Annotated in this window: 14 protein-coding genes; 3 read left to right on the top strand and 11 right to left on the bottom strand. The window is 68.7% G+C overall.

What is annotated here, in order from left to right:
• Positions 1 to 468 precede the first annotated feature (468 nt).
• From WME75_RS41490 to WME75_RS41470, 5 genes are all read right to left on the bottom strand, one after another.
• Positions 469 to 1,419 (bottom strand): diacylglycerol/lipid kinase family protein, encoded by a 951-nt coding sequence (locus WME75_RS41490; protein WP_437482651.1) that lies wholly within the window; start codon positions 1,417 to 1,419, stop codon positions 469 to 471.
• A 139-nt stretch (positions 1,420 to 1,558) separates the two neighbouring features.
• The gene (locus WME75_RS41485) at positions 1,559 to 1,915 is read right to left on the bottom strand and encodes a hypothetical protein (protein ID WP_437482648.1); all 357 of its coding nucleotides are present in this window, start codon (positions 1,913 to 1,915) and stop codon (positions 1,559 to 1,561) included.
• A 134-nt stretch (positions 1,916 to 2,049) separates the two neighbouring features.
• Positions 2,050 to 3,063 (bottom strand): YihY/virulence factor BrkB family protein, encoded by a 1,014-nt coding sequence (locus WME75_RS41480; RefSeq protein WP_437482645.1) that lies wholly within the window; start codon positions 3,061 to 3,063, stop codon positions 2,050 to 2,052.
• A gap of 315 nt (positions 3,064 to 3,378) precedes the next feature.
• Positions 3,379 to 4,098 carry a MerR family transcriptional regulator gene (locus tag WME75_RS41475; RefSeq protein WP_437482642.1) on the bottom strand — a complete coding sequence of 240 codons (720 nt, stop codon included), beginning with the start codon at positions 4,096 to 4,098 and terminating at the stop codon, positions 3,379 to 3,381.
• A gap of 159 nt (positions 4,099 to 4,257) precedes the next feature.
• Complete coding sequence (locus tag WME75_RS41470) at positions 4,258 to 6,519, bottom strand: bifunctional salicylyl-CoA 5-hydroxylase/oxidoreductase (RefSeq protein WP_437482639.1); 2,262 nt, start codon at positions 6,517 to 6,519, stop codon at positions 4,258 to 4,260.
• Between the two features lie 96 nt (positions 6,520 to 6,615).
• Between WME75_RS41470 and WME75_RS41465 the strand changes: the two genes are divergently transcribed.
• Positions 6,616 to 7,230 carry a class I SAM-dependent methyltransferase gene (locus tag WME75_RS41465; protein WP_437482636.1) on the top strand — a complete coding sequence of 205 codons (615 nt, stop codon included), beginning with the start codon at positions 6,616 to 6,618 and terminating at the stop codon, positions 7,228 to 7,230.
• A 398-nt stretch (positions 7,231 to 7,628) separates the two neighbouring features.
• Here WME75_RS41465 and WME75_RS41460 read toward each other — a convergent pair whose 3' ends face one another.
• Together WME75_RS41460 and WME75_RS41455 are read right to left on the bottom strand one after the other, a co-directional pair.
• The gene (locus WME75_RS41460; protein ID WP_437482633.1) at positions 7,629 to 7,907 is read right to left on the bottom strand and encodes a hypothetical protein; all 279 of its coding nucleotides are present in this window, start codon (positions 7,905 to 7,907) and stop codon (positions 7,629 to 7,631) included.
• Between the two features lie 544 nt (positions 7,908 to 8,451).
• A complete protein-coding gene (locus WME75_RS41455; RefSeq protein ID WP_437482631.1) occupies positions 8,452 to 8,985 on the bottom strand; it encodes a hypothetical protein in 534 nt (177 codons plus the stop codon).
• 1,092 nt (positions 8,986 to 10,077) lie between these two features.
• Here WME75_RS41455 and WME75_RS41450 point away from each other — a divergent pair.
• A complete protein-coding gene (locus WME75_RS41450; RefSeq protein ID WP_437482628.1) occupies positions 10,078 to 10,677 on the top strand; it encodes a hypothetical protein in 600 nt (199 codons plus the stop codon).
• 136 nt (positions 10,678 to 10,813) lie between these two features.
• On the opposite strand, the gene WME75_RS41445 is transcribed toward WME75_RS41450, so the two are convergent.
• From WME75_RS41445 to WME75_RS41430, 4 genes are all read right to left on the bottom strand, one after another.
• Positions 10,814 to 11,308 carry a hypothetical protein gene (locus WME75_RS41445; RefSeq protein ID WP_437482625.1) on the bottom strand — a complete coding sequence of 165 codons (495 nt, stop codon included), beginning with the start codon at positions 11,306 to 11,308 and terminating at the stop codon, positions 10,814 to 10,816.
• 17 nt (positions 11,309 to 11,325) lie between these two features.
• Positions 11,326 to 12,189 (bottom strand): hypothetical protein, encoded by an 864-nt coding sequence (locus WME75_RS41440; protein WP_437482622.1) that lies wholly within the window; start codon positions 12,187 to 12,189, stop codon positions 11,326 to 11,328.
• 79 nt (positions 12,190 to 12,268) lie between these two features.
• Entirely contained in the window at positions 12,269 to 13,150 is an 882-nt protein-coding gene (locus tag WME75_RS41435; RefSeq protein WP_437482619.1) for a hypothetical protein, read from the bottom strand.
• A gap of 484 nt (positions 13,151 to 13,634) precedes the next feature.
• On the bottom strand, positions 13,635 to 14,447 hold the full coding sequence (locus tag WME75_RS41430) for a thioredoxin family protein (protein WP_437482616.1): 813 nt from the start codon (positions 14,445 to 14,447) through the stop codon (positions 13,635 to 13,637).
• A gap of 549 nt (positions 14,448 to 14,996) precedes the next feature.
• Here WME75_RS41430 and WME75_RS41425 point away from each other — a divergent pair.
• Entirely contained in the window at positions 14,997 to 17,009 is a 2,013-nt protein-coding gene (locus tag WME75_RS41425; RefSeq protein WP_437482613.1) for a transketolase, read from the top strand.
• Positions 17,010 to 17,038: the final 29 nt, after the last annotated feature.

Genomic DNA, 17,038 nt, shown 5'->3' with positions numbered 1-17,038 from the left:
TCAAGGTCGATGATGGCTTCGCCACCATGGAATGATGGGACGGCCATCATTCTATCCTGGAGCGTCCATCGCCGAAGCCTGCGGGGCCAACCCCGGAGCAAGGCCCGGCCAACCTTCCGCATGGGTCAGCAACATCGCGAGCTGGTCCGTGCCCTCCGGGACCGGCACGGCGCCCAGCGCAGCCGCACCAGCCAAGGCCGGCACGGGCCTGGATCTGGCAGGAGCACGGGAGCTCGCCCTCGTCCGCGCTGGCAGCGCCGAGGCGCTCGAGGCACACCGGCCAGGAGACGGCGATCGGCGTGGGCCCGCACGTGCACGAGCATTCGCTTGCCTTCGGCGCGTAGCACCGAGGCCCGAGGTCCTCGATCCTCTTCTCACGAGCCTTCCCATGGCTCGTCTCCTCTCCTGGTCGCCCGGCGCGGGCATGCGCCGAGCTCCCGCCGCGGCGCCGCCCCTCGCCGCCCTCGCTCAATCCGCCGGCGCCAGCACCTCGATCGCCTTTGGCTCGATCGTGACCGTGAGCGGTAGCCGTCCGAGCGGCTCGCCGTCCACGTCGAGCAGGAACGCCTGCTCGACGTCGCGGTTCAGGAGCGTGAGCTCGATGCGATCGCACTGGAAGTGGCGGACGTCCGGGTGGCGGATGTGCGCGCCCGTGTACATGCCGGTCGACACGGCGGCGAAGCGCAGGTGGGGCGCGCCGCCCAGGTCGATGACGTCGAACACGCCGTCGTCCGCCCGCGCCATCGGCGCGATCTGCATGCCCGCGCCGAAGAACCGGCCGTTGCAGATGCCCACGGTGCGCGTCGCGAGCTCCATCTCGCGCCGCTCTCCGCGCAACGTCGCCACGCAGCGCACCCGGCCGACGCGGCTGCGGACGAGGCCGCGGAGCGAGGCCATCGAGTACGCGAGCGAGTTGCCGAGCACCCGCGTCGTCTCGCTGACGATCTGATCCACGAGCCCGCTCATCCCCGCGGAGAGCACGTTGACGAAGAACGCCTCGGCTCGCCGGCCGTCGTGCGTCTCGTACGAGAAGCGGCCCACATCGATGGGGCGCGCGGTGCCGCTCGCGATCGCCGTGCAGTAGCGGTCGAGCCGGTGGTTCAGCTTCAGCGTCCTGCAGAGATCGCCGCCCGTGCCCGCGCCGATGATCCCGAGCCGGGTGCCGGCGGCGCCCACGTCCCTCGCCTGCATGAGGCCGTTCACCACCTCGCTGACGCTGCCGTCCCCGCCGACCGCCACGACCGTCTCGCGCCCGTCGAGCGCGGCCTCGCGCGCGAGGTCGACGGCGTGGCGCGGGCGCTCCGTGCGCACGATGTCGACCTCGCCAAGGATGCGCCGGATGGGCGTCTGCATCCCGTCGAAGAGCTTGCCCGTCTTTCCGCCGCTGGACTGGGGATTCACGATGAGGAGGGGGCGCATGCGGGCCCCGATGCTAGATGCCGCAGGCCGCCCGGCGCGAGGTGTTTTTGTTTTTGTGGAGCGACGCGCGCGCCCCCCCGCCGGCGGGCAACGCCGCGCGCGAGCTCCGCCGTGGCGCCCCGCGGGGGCTCGCCCCGGATCACGGCTGCTTCGTGCAACCGCAGCCGCAATCGTCGCTGAAGTAGGTCCAGCCCGGCTCGCAGACGAAGCGCATCCGGGCGCAGTGGTCCGGGCTCTGCCCCACATACTTGAGGAGCGGGCCGTCGATGCAGCCCTGCTGGCTGCCCGTGCCCGGCGCGCCCCCGGCGCCGACCGGATCGCTGCCCCCTGGGTCGACCTCCTGGTCCGGCGCGCCGACGGCCTCCGCGCCCCTGCCGGTCTCGGCCGGCGGAGGCGTCACGGGCGCGCCGCTCGGGGTGCTCTGGCAGCCCGCGGCGAGCGAGCCAATCAACACGAACACGAACAGCGATGTGGAAGCGATGACTTGATGCGGCATGCAAGAGGCTCCGGTGAACAGGGGAGATCCGCAGGGCGGGCCCCGGCGGCCGCGACGGCGGCAGCCGAGTTGAAGTGGCGGCCGAGGTGCAGTCACAGCCGAGGTGCCGAGGTGCAGAGGAGACGCGGTGTCGATTACGCCCTCCTCCCCTGGAGCTCCGAGCGGCCCGAGTGGACGGGGTGGGGGAGCGCGGCGTCGCCGCCAGCGCCCGTGTCGCGCGGGGGACGGTCGGCGCTGGCCGGGAGCGCGGTCCCCTGACCCTCCTCCTTCGCGGCCTTGGGCACGTCCACGCCCGTGTCGCTTGTATCCTTGGCGCCGGTGCGCTTCCCGTCCGGCGAGCGGTGCTCGATGATGGCGTTGATCTCGGCCCCGAGGAGCACCGCCATCGAGGAGATCCACATCCACATGAGGAGAATGATGACGCCGCCGAGCGCGCCGTAGCTCACCTCGTAGCTGCCGAACCGGCTGACGTAGAAGGAGAATCCCAGGGAGGCGACGGCCCAGATCAAGACCGCCACGACCGACCCGGGCGTGATGAACTTGAACTTCTGCTCGACGTCGGGGAGCACGTAATAGAGCGTCGCCAGGACGGCCATCACGATGAGCGCCGAGACCGGCAAGCGCAGCCAGAGGATCGGCGTCGCGAGGGGGCCGAGGTGCGCGGTGACCGCCGGCGTGGCCACCGCGATCGCCGAGGCGACCGTCAGCAGGACGGCGCCGCCGAGCGTGACAAGGAGCGCAATCCCGCGGCGCCTGAAGAACGACCGGCTGTCCTCGACCCCGTAGGCGGAGTTGAGCGCGTCCATGAGCGCGATCACGCCGCCCGAGGCCGCCCAGACCGCGCCGAGCGCGCCGACCGTCAGGAGCGCCGGACTCTGCCCCTCGGTGAGCGCCTGGAGGCGCTCGCCCAGGATGCTGGCCACGGCGGGCGGGGCCATCTGGTAGAGGTCGCGCATCAGCCGCGCCGACTCGGCCGGGTCGATGACCAGGCCGGCGAGGGCGACAGCGAAGAGCAGGAACGGGAAGATCGAGAGGACGCCGAAGAAGGTCAGCGCAGCAGCGACGGTGTCGATCTTGTCCTTGACCCATTCCTCCTTGAGATCGTTCAGAAAATCCTTCCAGGGGATCTCTTTTCCGGGCAGGTACATGACGGACCTTCACTGCAGGGGCGCACGAGGCGCCGTTGCGTTCTTCCTGGGCAGCATACGCCGGGGTGGCCGCCCGTGAGAGAGCAACGCGAGTGCCAGGCCGGGCGCGGTGGCAGGGGGACGGGGCAGGGGACGGACAGGGGAGTTGCCAGCCCCGCCCGCGTCCTCGCTCGGGAAACCCGCTCGCGCCGGGCGCTTGCCGGCTCCTCCTGACGCGTGGGGCGAATTGCCACACGCGGCACAAAGGCCACATCACGACGCGTGCGGTCTGGCGCCCCGCACGGCGCGCGGGGTCGCGACGCTCAGGCGGGCGATCTAGCGCATCGCCTTGCCGATGAACTCGTGCAGCTCCGGATCCATCCCGTGCTGGTCCCTCATCGCCGGCTCCTGCTGGCGCATCCGGTTGAGCGATCTCTCGATCTCGGGGTTCTTCCCTGTGAACGCGTCGATGAGGACCCGCATGCGCTTCACGATCTGCTGCACCGGCTCGCTCTTCGGATCGGAGCCCCTCTGCATCTCCGCGCGCATGTCATCGTAGATCGTCTTCCACGCGCTCTCCGCCTCGCGCATCTTCTCCGGGCCGATCGCCTCCGCGCGCTGCTTGAGCTCCGCGAGCTGCTCTGGGGTGTAGTACTTCTCGATCATGGTCATCACCTCGATGGTTTGAAGGAGCTGCTCCACAGAGACGTCCTCTCCCGCGCGCAGCACGTGCGCCAGCCCCTCGAGCCGCGCGCAGAGCCTCTGCTCCAGCGCGATCTGCTCGCGCAGCCGCGACAGGTGCAGCTCGATGGTCTGCAGCGGTGAGAAGCCCGGCTTGTCCAGACACGCGGTGATCTGCTCCAGGCTGAAGCCGAGCTCGCGCAACGACTTGATCTGCTGGAGCCGGGCGACGTCGCCCGCCGAGTACATCCGGTGCCCCGACGCCGTGCGATGCGACGGGGAGAGCAGGCCGATCTCCTCGTAGTAGTGGAGCGTGCGGACGGAGAGGCCGGTCTGCCTGGCGAGGTCGCCAACTTTCAACGGTGCTGAATGCATGGTGCTTCCCCTGTTTCCAGGGCGGGGGAGGACGTCCATGCCCCGGAGGCTAGGTCCTCACGTAGCGTGAGGATCAAGGCCCGGCCTCAACTTTTTTTGGGCTCACTCCGCCGAGCCGCGCGGTGGCGCCCCGCGCGGTGAGACCTCGCCCCGCGCAGGTCACCGCATGCGGAGCGTGTATCTATCGACCGACCGGTACTGAGGCGGCCACTCCAGGTCAAACCCCTGCTCCGCGGCGGCGTGCCTTGTCCAGTACGGGTCGTAGAGGTGCGCCCGCGCGAGCGCGCACAGGTCGGCTCTGCCGGCCGCGATGATGCTGTTCACGTCCGCGTAGCTCTGGATGTTGCCCACCGCGATCGTCGGCACCTTCGCCGAGAGCCGCACGAGCTCCGAGAGCGGCGTCTGGAACAGCCGGCCGTACTCCGGCTTTCCGGAGGGGTCCGTCTGCCCCGCCGACACATGGAGGATGTCGGCGCCGTGCTCCCGCAGCATCGTCGCGAGCGCCAGGAGATCGTCCGTCGTGAGCCCGCCCGGCGCCCAGTCGGTCGCCGAGATGCGAACGCTCATCGGCTTGTCCGCCGGCCACGCCGCCCGCACCGCGTCGAACACCTCGAGCGGATAGCGCATCCGGTTCTCGATCGGCCCGCCGTAGGCGTCGTCGCGCCGGTTCGTGAGCGGCGAGATGAAGCTCGCCAGCAGGTAGCCGTGCGCGCAGTGCAGCTCGAGAAGGTCGAACCCGGCCTCGTCCGCCCTCCTCGCCGCCTGCACGAAGTCCGAGATCACCTGATCCATGTCCCCGCGATCCATCGCCTTCGGGACCTGGCTCTCCGGGAGGTACGGGATGGCGGAGGCGCTGAGGAGCGGCCACCCGCCGCGCTCGAGCGGCTCGTCCATGCCCTCCCACATCCGCTTCGTCGCGCCCTTGCGCCCCGCGTGGGCCAGCTGGACACCGATCCTGGCCCGGGAGCGCGCGTGGACGAAATCGACAACGCGCCGCCACCCCTCGGCGTGGTCGGGGCGGTAGAGCCCCGCGCAGCCCGGCGTGATGCGCCCCTCGGCGCTCACGTCGGTCATCTCGGTGATCACGAGCCCCGCCCCGCCGAGCGCCCGGCTGCCCAGGTGCACGAGGTGCCAGTCGTCGATCCGCCCGTCGTCCGCCGAGTACTGGCACATCGGCGCCACGACGACCCGGTTCTCCAGCACGAGCGACCGCAGCCGGAACGGCGTGAACATCGGCGGCGGCGGGCCGCCGTCCCCGGCGGCGATGCGCGCCCCCGACTGCGCCTCCGCCTTGCTCGCGACGTGCGCGTCCACCTCGCGCACGAACGCCGGATCGCGCGCCTTCAGCCCCTCGTGCGTCACCCGCAGGCTCCGCGTCAGCAGGCTGAACATGAACTCCACCGGATCGAGCGCCATGTAGCGCTCGGTGTTCTCGAACCACAGGAGGCTCACCTGCGCGGCCCGCTGGAACGCGAGCACCTTGGGCTTGCGCTCCGCCTCGTAGGCGGCGAGCGCCTCCGGCACGCCCGGGCTCCGCCCGAGGCTCTCGGCGAGCGCGATGGCGTCCTCGAGCGCGAGCTTCGTCCCCGAGCCGATCGAGAAGTGCGCCGTGTGCGCGGCGTCCCCGAGCAGCACCACGTTGCCCGCGCTCCAGCGCTCGTTGTGCACCGTGGGGAAGCTCCGCCACACGCTCCTGTTCTTGAGCAGCCGGTGCCCCCGGAGCTTGTCTTCGAAGAGCTCCTCGAAGTACGCGATCGTCTCGTCCTCGCTCGCGCGGTCGAGGCCCGCCCGGCGGAAGGTCTCCTCGCGGCACTCGACGATGAACGTGGAGCGGTCCGGCTCGTAGCGGTAGGCGTGCACCCGGAAGAGGCCGTGTCGGTTCTCCTCGAAGTAGAAGGTGAACGCGTCGAACGGGAACGTCGTGCCGAGCCAGACGAAGCGGTTCGGGCGGACGTCGATGCGCGGCCCGAACCGGTCGGCGAAGCGCTCGCGGATGCGGCTGTTCACCCCGTCGGCGGCGACCACGAGATCGCTCCCGGCGAGGGCCTCGGCCGCGTCCGTCACCTCCTCCTCGAAGCGCAGGACGACGCCGAGCTCCCGCGCCCGGTCCTGGAGGATCGCGAGCAGCCTCCGGCGCGACAGGCCGCTGAAGCCGTGCCCCGTCGAGACGAGGACGCGCCCGCCGATGTGCGCGTGGAGCTCGTTCCAGTGGGCGAGGCTGCTCCGGATCGCGTCGTAGCTCGGGCGGTCGGCGCCTTCGAGGCCGTCGAGCGTCGCGTCCGAGAACACGACCCCGAAGCCGAAGGTGTCGTCGGGCCGGCTCCGCTCCACGACGACCACCTCGCGCCGCGGGTCGCGCTGCTTCGCGAGCAGCGCGAAGTAGAGGCCCGCCGGCCCGCCGCCCACGCACGTGATCCTCATCGGCCTGCCCCTCTGCCTCCGCGCCTCTGCACGCGCCGGAGCCTACACGAGAACGCCCGGGGTGCAGCGCCGCTCCGGTGGACTATAAGGGTGGACATGAGCGAACAGCGAAACTTCCCGGACTGGCAAGAGCTGTATCGAAGCACCCCGGCAGAGAGCCTGCCCTGGTACCACGCGGGCCTGGATCCCGATCTCGGGCAGGCGCTCGATCGCTGGCAGGTCGCCCGGGGGCGGGCGCTCGATCTCGGCACGGGCCCGGCCACGCAGGCGTTCGCGCTGGCCGAGCGCGGGTTCGACGTCACCGGCACCGACCTCTCGCACGCCGCCATCGAGCAGGCGGCGGCGCAGGCGGCGCAGGCGGCGCAGCGGGGCGCCGCCGTGCGTTTCGTGCAGGACGATATCCTGGACAGCCGGCTCGACGAGCGGTTCGATGTCGTCTTCGACCGCGGCTGTTTCCATTGCCTCCCGCCGGACCGGAGGGGCGATTACGTGCGCGTGCTGAAGCGGCTCGTCGCGCCCGGAGGGCTCTTCTTCCTCAAGTGTTTCAGCGTGCTGGAGCCGCGGGAACAGGGACCGTACCGGTTCTCTCCCGAGGAGATCCGCGAGATCTTCGCGGCGGAGTTCGAGGTCCTCTCCAGCGTGGAGACCGTCTACCAGGGGACCCTGGACCCGCTCCCGCGCGCGCTGTTCTCCGTGCTCCGGCCGCGGTGAGCGCTGCCCCTCGGGGCATCTCTCGTCCTGGTTGCGCCCAACGATTTGCCGGTTACCGGTGTGCCGCGGCGCGAAGCGCCGTCGGCACCAGCGGCCTGTTGGGCAGCCTTCAAGCTTCAGGATGCGAAAGCGTAGTATCCGTGCAGAACCGGCCTCTTGCCCAGTGTCATGATGCCGACATGACGCAAAACTTCGGCGTCCCAGATTACCGATGACTCGAACCGAAGCTCTTGGCCAGTCGTAGGATTCTCCAGCACGATGACGAGTCGAACAGTACGCTTCAGCTTATATGCGAACTCGACCTCCGCGATATCCATGCCCATAGAACGCAGTACGCCATGGCACGCATGCGCGGCGCCGAGCTCGCCCTCGATGGCCTCGCCGGCGATGTTCTTTCTTCAGGGAGTGATCGGCGGTTCGAGCGTACCGCCCTCATCTTCCGCTCGGCCGCGGATGTACTTGGACGCATACTGAGCAGCCAGCTCCACAGCGTGGAGCGGATCCGCGCCGGCTAGCGGGTGATCGAATGCGATCTCTGCTCCCCACGTGATCGTTACGCCGATATCCCAAGGCGCGGAATCGTCGGCATCGCGCGCCTGCTTGACATCGAACAATCGCACAGTGATATCCCGCGATACGTCGCCATTAAATCGATACTTCAGCTCGATCATGTTCATCTGCACTTTCTATCGCAGTTGCGATTACAAACACTGAGATCGTTGGTGCACTCAGCCAGGCAATTTTTGTCCCCTCTGGGGCAATCCTTGCGGCAATTTTCCCATACCTGTAAGCAGAGGTCCTTGCAGTGCTCCAAACAGTCATTCAGCGCGCCGGTCGCCCACCGACACGAGCCGCACGACTGCGCACCGGATCCGTTTCGAACCCCAGAGGCTTCTTCGCATCGATCCTTGGCCTCGTCCAAGCTCGCGTGCTCGCCCTGATACAGTGTCGTGCAGCTACCTGACGCGCCCTGGTTATTGCAAACAGCCGAACCAGCCTTCCACGTGACCGTGCACTCCACTGTTTGCGAGCACGGATCCCCACCGAGGCCCGTGTGACTTTGCGGCTCCAGTGGCACATACCACCCGAAGCCTCCAACCCCTCCTGTCGGCGTGATGATGCTGCCCCCGGCACCTTCGTTTCCCTCACCCCGGACATAGCACTCTCCCACATCGTAATTACACGCCGTGAGACCGAAGCAGAGAACAACAAATATCCTGTTCATCTTGACTTTACCTCAAATCTCCAAATGGGTCCAGCGGTCACCATCACGACCAGACTTCCAGGAAGAACGCGACTACTGCCGCCAGCCCAGTCCACATGGACGCTGGTGGACACGCCCAAGGGCCCGGCGAAGTACCAGTCGGACTGGGCGCGGCCGCCTGGAGCAACCCCCACCACGCGGTCACAGATCACGGCACCACATACCGGCATCGAGTAGATCGCCAGGGATGGCCCGAGGCTGACGGTGGTTGTCTTCGTGGCATACCCAAGAGTGACTGCCGTTCGGTCGTAGACCCCGACACCTGCCCCCGGAACGATGCTGAGCATGTTGTGGACTTCGAGCCGGAAGTCCCCCTCGCTGCGCCAGAGCCACGCGACGAAGGGGCTCACGGCAATCTTGGGTTCGATCCCGACCTGGATCCCGCCCACGCTCACGCCGCCGTTGAACTCGAGCGCCTGTGCTGGCGCCGGAACCACGACGAGCGCACCGACGTAGAGCAAGCCGATCTTGCCGAGTAAGCGCATGGACATGGTGGAAGCCCTAGCCGAGCCGCGACACGCGATGTGAGTGCGAGCACGATCTTTCTGGGCATGACGTGGGTATCAAGGAAAAATTCGGCGATCAAATCACAATGCACGTGGATCGACGCGTCCCGGGCGGCGCAGGTGCGCATACGTCTACGCGGCGCGAGTGTTCGTCAACCGGATGGTTGGCGAACAAGCCCGCAGCGCCGCGACGATTCAGCTTGACTGATGCGACAGTGCCGCTCTTGCGCGGCGTGCGCTTCGACCTCTGCGACCCGAGCGGCGGAGAGGGGCCGCGCCGAGCTCACGCCTGTGCTCCTCGTCGTCGGCACCGCGCCCGAGCTTAGCCAGATGGACGAGGATGACGGCACCGCGCTCGTCCGACGCACACCGCGACCAGGTGGACATCGCCGCGGACGCTCCGCGCTCGACGCCGGCGCGATCCCGAGCTCGCCGACGTTCGCCTTCACTCGCGTCGTTCCTCCAAGCTCGACGAGGTGGACAACGACGGCCTCGAGCTCGCCGGTGTCCGCCTCCACGCCGCGGACGCTCCACGCTCGAGGACCCCAACACCGCGCGCCGACGCACCTCGACCTCCGCGGCGGCGCGGCGGGGGCAGAGTTTACATGAGTGAGGCGCGCGACCCGGGTGGGAGCACCGTCTTCGCCGCCCGAACGACGGCTGCGCGCACATCTTCACTCCACGTTTGCGAGTCAGGATGATTGAGGATGTACTCTCCCCGATCGAGCTCTACGGTAAACCTGTCAGGCGGAAGGTGCGCCGCGTCGGACATGGCCTGAATGACACGTTCGTTTGTTCGGCTGGTCATCCCGGCCGTGTAGCACCGACGCGACGACAGAGCACGCTTGGCAGTGAAGGCTAACCTCCCCTGAGGGGATGTTTTCGCCCCCCGCTGGGAGGTTCTTGCCCGCGTCGGGGGACTTGAGGCTCCCCTCGGGGAGGTCAATGCCCGCGGCACGAACCTCAAGTCCCCGGCGGCCGGGCGGAGCGCCTCCCTGACTTCCTGGACGGCTTCGGTTCGGGAAGAATACCATCGACCACCCCGAGCAGCACAGCATCGGGTCGAGGGAGGCGGAGATGGCAACCATCAAGAAGGCGACGGCAGCGGGGAAGAAGAACGGCGCGGCGGCGGCGGCGAAGAAAGCCGGCGCGGCGCGGGCGGCGACGGCAGCGGGGAAGAAGAGCGGCGCGGCGCGGGCGACGAAGAAGGCGAAGGTGATCAGCGCGGGCGAGCTCGCCGCGCTGGTGGGCGTCGCGTACAAGCCGACGCTCAAGACGTCCGAGGTGCAGCGGCTCCGCCGCGCGCTCCCCGGCTACATCAACCTGCTCGATGACGTCGCCGAGCTCGTGGAAGAGGACGCCGATGTGCTCCGGGTGAAGGACGTCGGCCCGGACGACCTCCTGCGCGTGCAGGCGGCGCACAAGGAGCTCTCCGCGCGCGAGGCCGTGCTGGAGGCGGTCTACATGTCCGCTTACCACCAGCGGCTCGTCCTCGACCACGAGGGGATCGGGATGCTCCAGAAGATCGCGCGGCGCATCAGCGCGCTCGCCGAGGATCACCCCGACATGCCGCTCCGCTACAAGTCGCTGCTCGACTTCCTATCGACCTTCCGCGGCGGCGGCCGGCCCGCGAAGGGCGCCGCGCCGAGCGAGGCGGCGCCGGCCGAGGAAGGCTGAGGCGGCGAAGCGCCGGGGCGTCCGCGGCCGCGGGAGGAAGTTCGCCCGCGCCGCACTCGGCGCGATGCCTCCGGTTCAGGAGAGCGCGCGTGCCCTGCTGAGGGCACGCGCCGTACCCGGCCGCGCCGGCCGTGCCCTACTGGTTCTCGCACTCCTTGACGTGAAACAAGGCGGAGACGAGCAGCGCGGGATGGCCGTCGAGGGCTCGCCGCAGCTGGCAATCGCCCGTCGAGAAGTCCACCTCGTGCGGGTCGTCGCCGACCGTCGCCACGACGGGGCAAAATCCATCGTAGAAATCCTCTCCTATGTCCATCGTGACATTCGGTAGAGGCTCGCCGCCGTCATCTTCGCGCTTGATATCCAATGAAATTCCGCTGATCGGCGGGTTGTCGTCGCGCGCGCGGTCCAGGGCCATCGACAGCGCGGAGTTTCTCAGGGTGCACCACGTCGACCACCTCTCCCCTGTTTTTACGAACCTCCGCCCATCATCGCCAGTATCGTAACCCAGGGTTTCTCCGTCGAGGGCGACGACGGCCTTCCCTGCGATGTCCGGATGATTTGCGCATGCCATGACCGGCAGCGACAGCACCGCCAAGAGGGTGAGCCGCGTGCTCAACAGGGTCGTCTCCATCCGCCGCATGGGTTGCCCTAGATCTCGGGAAAGGAGCACACGACGTGCGGCTCGCGTTGCTCCAGGGTGCCGATCACGGCCGCAACGCTGGGGGAGCAGGCGCCTGGCTCTGCTTCCACGAGCGTGGCGCGCATCGCGCTGAGCGGGAGGGGCGAGCTGACGTCCGCGCAGGACACCTCCCCGAGGCCGAGGGAGACCGCCGCGTTCACGCGGTCGCTGCATGCGCTGTCCCCATACAGGCCGACGTCGGCGACGCACCTGCCCCCCGCCGGGGGACCACACTCGCACGGGGCGCAGGCGCGGTTGTCGATCAGCTCCTCGAAGAACTCGTGTCGTGTCAGGTCATTCCTGCAGCTCTCCTCCGTGCTGGACTCCATGCAGGGGATGAACCCCGGCGGGTCCTGCGCCGTAGTGCCGGCGCACACCCGGACGAAACTCGCAGGAACAGGTGGCGGCTGGGGCGTCGCCGAGGCGGTGCACGGCGAGAGTGTCGGCGGCTCGTAGACGATGGACGCGACATCGTCCGGCTGGACGGGCGACGGGAGCGCAGCGCATGTCCCATCCCATCCCGCGCCGGCATCGAGCGCGATCGATGGGCCTCCGCCTGGGCAAGCCATCCCGTTCGTCATGACCTTGGAGGGCAGCACGCACGCCGCCGGGCCGCATTCGCACGCATCGCACGTGTCCGGCAGCCCTTCAGGTGTTTCAGGCATCCAGCCTTCCCACTTCGGCGGCTGGCCGTCGATGCAAGGAGGCGCTTCGTCCTCCGCACCTACCCACATCCACAGCACCGGACCCGAATCGGCCGGCGGCGCGAGCAGCGGTACATACCACTCGTTTTCGCACGCGAGCAGCGCCGTCGCGGAGAGAACCAGCAACATCGGTTGTCGCATCAGGCAGGCCTCCATGCCGGCTTCACCGTGCTCGCGCGCTCATGGCCCACAGGGACGTCGCCAACGCTCACCATCGAACGCGAACCTCCGCGCCGTGCGTTGCCACGCGAATCTGCGTGTCGTTCGGCAACCAGACGTACATGAGGGTGGCCACGCCCGCTGCCGCCCCAACGATCAGCGAGCTGGTACCCAGGAGACTCATCAGCTTCCCGCTGGCGGCAGTATCAATGATCTCGTTGTAGTCGGGTTGAAATGCGGGGTCGAGCTTGCTCATCGTCTGGGCGTGATACCCAGCCGCCGTCGACTCCTGCTCATACCCCTGCGCGCTCTGCAGGAACACGGCGCCCGTGACCAGCAACCCAGCGGAGGCCATCGCGCCCGTCGCGACGATCCGGAAGTCCGGCCCCGGCCGGGCTGCCCCCGGATGCGGCGCTTTCGGCGCCGCCGGCGCTGGAGTCCGAGGCCCCGGAGCCCCCTTCGGCGCCTGCGCGCGGTCCTCCGGGGCCGGCGCCGGCTTGTCGAACGTGAGCGGCACCGGCTTCGACTCGCCCGCCTCCACCATCACGCTCGTGCGCGCGACCTGACCATCTTCCCCGACGGCCTTCACCTCGTGCTGGCCGGGCGCCACGTAGACGCGGCTGCCGTGCTTCACCCCGCGGCCGTTCACGAGCATGCCCACGACGCCGGGCGGCGGCACGAGGACCACCTCGCCCACCCGCCGCCGGGCACGGGCGAGGTCGGCGTGACGCTGCTCGTACAGGCTCCGCTCCCTCTTCGTGCGCGGGGCCGGCATCTGGTCGACGCACTGCGACAGCTCCACCATGGCGTCCGCCCAGCGGCCCATCCGCGCGTCGAGCTGCCCCAGGGTGCACATCGCGACGTTCGACCGCTCGATCTCGTAGACCTCGGCCCACAGCTCCCGGGCCCGCGCGATATCGAGGCGAGCCACTGCCGCGTCGGCCTCACGGATGAGCTCTTTGACGGGCCGGGAGCGTTCGCGAGGCCGCTCGGGAGGGTCTGCCGCGTGCGCGTAAGCGGTCGCGAACAGCCCAAGGAACAGCGCCACCCACGACGAAACATAAGTTGCAGATCGAGGACCGCGCATACGCCACCATGGTCGTGCAGGCACACCCGACGCGCGCGGAAGCGTGCCACCGCGCCGCGACGGTTCCTGTTCATACATCATCCGGGCGTGCTTGGATAGCCTCACCGAACGCCCGCGACCCAGACAGTCGCCGGGTTGCATTGCGCCATCGCGACCAAAATTCTCACACAATCCAGAGGGTCGGAGACAACGTGTTCCGGCGGCGTCACCGCTGGCCCCAGGCCGGCGAGCAAAAGCCCGAATACCGCTTCTTTCATCGCGCTCAGCGTACACTCTCTCACGCGGGGACGAGACGGAAGACATGGCGGCTCTTGCAGACGAGCGCGGCTCAGCGGGCGTCGCCGGCCGAAGTCTGGTCACCCCGCGGCAAGTGCGCGCTCGACGGGGAGCTTTGCCCCGACGTCACATCCCGAACCCATGCCAAGAGATCTGGATACCTACGATATTTACCGTTCCGTGCCACCACTTCTCCATCCTTGAGGAGAACCAGCATCGGGAAGGTCGTGATTTCAAACCTCTCGATCAGCTCCCGGTGCCGATCGGCGGTCAACCTCCCCACCCGGATCTCGCCTCGATGATCACGCGCGAGCTTCTCCAGCTCGGGCGCCATGATTTTGCAAGGACCGCACCAGTGGGTCATGAAATCCACCAGAACAAGCCCGCGGCTGGTTTCAGCGTCGAAGTTCGACTGAGTGAGGATCGAGACGTGATGTTCCTCCCTCACGTCGCGGGGTTCTGCGCCCGTCAGGCCACGAACACACTCCAGCAGACCCTCGAAATAGTACCTCCTTAAATAGATCGCCGGCAAGAGCTCCTCCGGCGTCCCTCTCTGCAGCAGACCGTAATATTTTCCGTCCGCGGATTGCTTCTGCGGGTTCCCCATCATGAGCTTGAACGCCAGCATCCGAGACAGCACCTCGCGATCGCCGTCAGCGCAACGATCGCGCGGATTGCCGGGAGCATCGGAGGGGGAATGAGCGTAAATCTCGGCCTCGAGCAGGTCCAGCCGGTGCAGCTCCTCTTCAAGCTGCATCTCTCCCACCACCTCGGCGCTCGCCGCGGGATCGGGCTGCCCGTGTCGAGATCGCGCGCCGGTAGAGGTGCAGCCCACCACCGACATGAGCAAGAGCACGGTTGTCACTGCTTTCATCCTGCCCAGCGTACACTGCCTCTCGCCCGGCACCCAGAGGAAAGACCTGGCGGGTCTTGACGGCGGGACAGGCGGTCGCCGGCCGAGAGCGACATCGGATCACGAGCACCTTGCAACGAAGAACGCGACAGCGCGAACGATTCTTGTGATGATGGGATTCGATGCCAGACGGAATTCAGGCCAGAACTTCCCCGGGACGTGGGTCGGACCGCCCAGCGCGTGCTTGTCAACCCGCTGGCCCCGGCTGCCTGTCCACGCCCGCGTCGTGGCGCGGCCGCGCGCCCTGCTCTCCGTGCTCCGGCCGCGGTGAGCAGGCTCGTGCCCGCCAGCCAGATGCACGCTTCGCACGCGGTGGCACCCTGATTGCTTCAACCCTGCTTGCATCAAAACGGCAAGGAAACGGCAAGGTCAGGTGCAGCCATGGCGCAAGAGGTCCCCAAGCCGTCCGAGAAGAGACGGCCAAAGCACGTACGCAGCCCCCTGAGAGACGCTATGCCGAGCCGCCCCAGGGGGGCCCCTGCGCACGATGATCGAGCGCAGATGCCGAGGGCCGAGAAGGACCGCTCGCCCGCGCCGCCCGGCGAGAGAGCGACCCACGTGCCCCACGACGCACCTCCGCGTGAGCAGGGATCGCGCGGTGGGGACGACCGGACCGGGGGGCGACGCCGGAGGGGCGCCGAGCAGGCGCACGATCCTCGTGAGCTCGCTCAGCAGCTTCGCGTCGATAGCCTCCGAGCCTCGACGAGGGCCGGCTCCGGTCACCCGACCTCCAGCCTGTCGGCGGCCGATCTCATGGCGGTGCTCCTCTGCGACCACCTCCGCTGGGACCTGAGCCATCCGGAGAACCCGAACAACGATCATGTGATCTTCTCGAAGGGTCACGCCTCCCCTCTGCTCTACGCGATGCTCAAGGCGGCGGGCGTCCTCTCCGACGCGGAGCTCCTGTCCTACCGGCGCTTCGGGAGCCGGCTGGAAGGGCACCCGGTGCCGACGCTCCCCTGGGTCGATGTGGCGACCGGCTCCCTGGGTCAGGGGCTCCCCTTCGGCGTCGGGATGGCGCTCTCCGGGAAGTATCTCGAGAAGATCCCCTACCGTGTCTGGGTGTTGCTCGGCGACAGCGAGATGTCCGAGGGATCCATCTGGGAGGCCTTCGACCACGCGCGCCATTATCAGCTCGGCAACATCATCGCCATCCTCGACATGAACCGCCTGGGGCAACGCGGACCGACCCCCCTCGGCTGGAACTCCGCGGCCTATGCGGCGCGTGCCCGCGCGTTCGGCTGGCGTGCCCTGGAGATCGACGGCCACGATCCCTCCGCCATCTCCGGCGCCTATGCCGAAGCCCTCGGCGCGCCGGATGCCCCCGCGCTGATCGTCGCGCGCACGCTGAAGGGAAGAGGCGTGTCCCTCGTCGAGGACAAGGACGGCTGGCACGGGAAGGCGCTCGACGAGGCGCAGTGCGCGAAGGCGATCGAAGAGCTGGGGGGGATGCGCGACATCGTGGTCGAGCCCCAGGCGCCGGCGCCGGGTCAGCCTGCTCCGCGGCCCGCCACCGAGCCGCTGAGGCTCCCTGTCTACGAGCGCTCCACGAGCGTCGCGACGCGGAAAGCCTACGGCGACGCGCTCAAGGCGCTCGGCGCTGCGCGCGCGGACATCGTCGCCGTGGACGGCGAGGTCAGCAACTCGACCTTCGCCGAGGAGTTCGCGAAGGCTCACCCCGACCGCTACTTCGAGATGTTCATCAGCGAACAGCAGATGGTGGCCGCCGCCGTGGGGATGAGCGTCCGGCGCTGGTCGCCCTTCGCGTCGACGTTCGCCGCCTTCCTCACGCGCGCCTACGATTTCATCCGGATGGCCGCGGTGTCGAGGGCCGATATCCGCCTCTGCGGCTCGCACGCGGGCGTATCCATCGGCGAGGACGGTCCGTCGCAGATGGGGCTCGAGGATCTGGCCATGATGCGCGCCGTCCACGGGAGCACCGTGCTCTATCCGTGCTGCGCTCATCAGACCGCGCAGCTCGTCGCCGCCATGGCCGACCAGAAGGGCATCGTCTACCTCCGAACGACGCGCGAGAAGACGCCTGTCCTGTACGATTCGACCGAAGCGTTTCCCATCGGGGGGAGCAAGGTGCTGCGCGAGGGGCCCCACGATCACGTGACGATCATCGCCGCCGGCATCACCGTCCACGAGGCGTTGAAGGCCCACGCAGCGCTCGAGGCGAGCGGGCTCTCCGCTCGAGTCGTCGACGCCTATTGCGTCAAGCCGATCGACGCCGCCGGCATCCGCGCGGCGGTGCAGGCGACGGCTGGAAACGTCGTCGTCGTGGAGGATCACTGGGCCGAGGGCGGCCTGGGCGACGCCGTGCTCGCGAGCCTGGCTGGCGAGGAGCCCGTCGTCGCGCGCGTCGTCCACCTCGCCGTGAGGGAGATGCCCGGCTCGGGCACCCCAGCCGAGCTCCTGCGCGCGGCGGGGATCGATGCCTCCGCCATCGCCGGCGCAGCGAGGCGCCTCCTCTCCAGCGCAGCAGGCGCCGCGGGGGGTGGGGTCATCTGAACATGAAGGCGGGAAGGCGGGCGTCGCGC

Origin of the sequence: Sorangium sp. So ce1014 (genome assembly GCF_051521505.1) — a bacterium.
Classification (GTDB): domain Bacteria; phylum Myxococcota_A; class Polyangia; order Polyangiales; family Polyangiaceae; genus Sorangium.
Note: the sequence above shows the minus strand (reverse complement) of the source record. Positions and strands in the feature narration are given on the sequence as shown.

Bases quoted from the DNA above. Each gene is read 5' to 3' on its own strand.
- WME75_RS41490 (WP_437482651.1), bottom strand. From the start codon at position 1,419: ATGCGCCCCCTCCTCATCGTGAATCCCCAGTCCAGCGGCGGAAAGACG.
- WME75_RS41485 (WP_437482648.1), bottom strand. From the start codon at position 1,915: ATGCCGCATCAAGTCATCGCTTCCACATCGCTGTTCGTGTTCGTGTTG.
- WME75_RS41480 (WP_437482645.1), bottom strand. From the start codon at position 3,063: ATGTACCTGCCCGGAAAAGAGATCCCCTGGAAGGATTTTCTGAACGAT.
- WME75_RS41475 (WP_437482642.1), bottom strand. From the start codon at position 4,098: ATGCATTCAGCACCGTTGAAAGTTGGCGACCTCGCCAGGCAGACCGGC.
- WME75_RS41470 (WP_437482639.1), bottom strand. From the start codon at position 6,519: ATGAGGATCACGTGCGTGGGCGGCGGGCCGGCGGGCCTCTACTTCGCG.
- WME75_RS41465 (WP_437482636.1), top strand. From the start codon at position 6,616: ATGAGCGAACAGCGAAACTTCCCGGACTGGCAAGAGCTGTATCGAAGC.
- WME75_RS41460 (WP_437482633.1), bottom strand. From the start codon at position 7,907: ATGAACATGATCGAGCTGAAGTATCGATTTAATGGCGACGTATCGCGG.
- WME75_RS41455 (WP_437482631.1), bottom strand. From the start codon at position 8,985: ATGTCCATGCGCTTACTCGGCAAGATCGGCTTGCTCTACGTCGGTGCG.
- WME75_RS41450 (WP_437482628.1), top strand. From the start codon at position 10,078: ATGGCAACCATCAAGAAGGCGACGGCAGCGGGGAAGAAGAACGGCGCG.
- WME75_RS41445 (WP_437482625.1), bottom strand. From the start codon at position 11,308: ATGGAGACGACCCTGTTGAGCACGCGGCTCACCCTCTTGGCGGTGCTG.
- WME75_RS41440 (WP_437482622.1), bottom strand. From the start codon at position 12,189: ATGTTGCTGGTTCTCTCCGCGACGGCGCTGCTCGCGTGCGAAAACGAG.
- WME75_RS41425 (WP_437482613.1), top strand. From the start codon at position 14,997: ATGCCGAGGGCCGAGAAGGACCGCTCGCCCGCGCCGCCCGGCGAGAGA.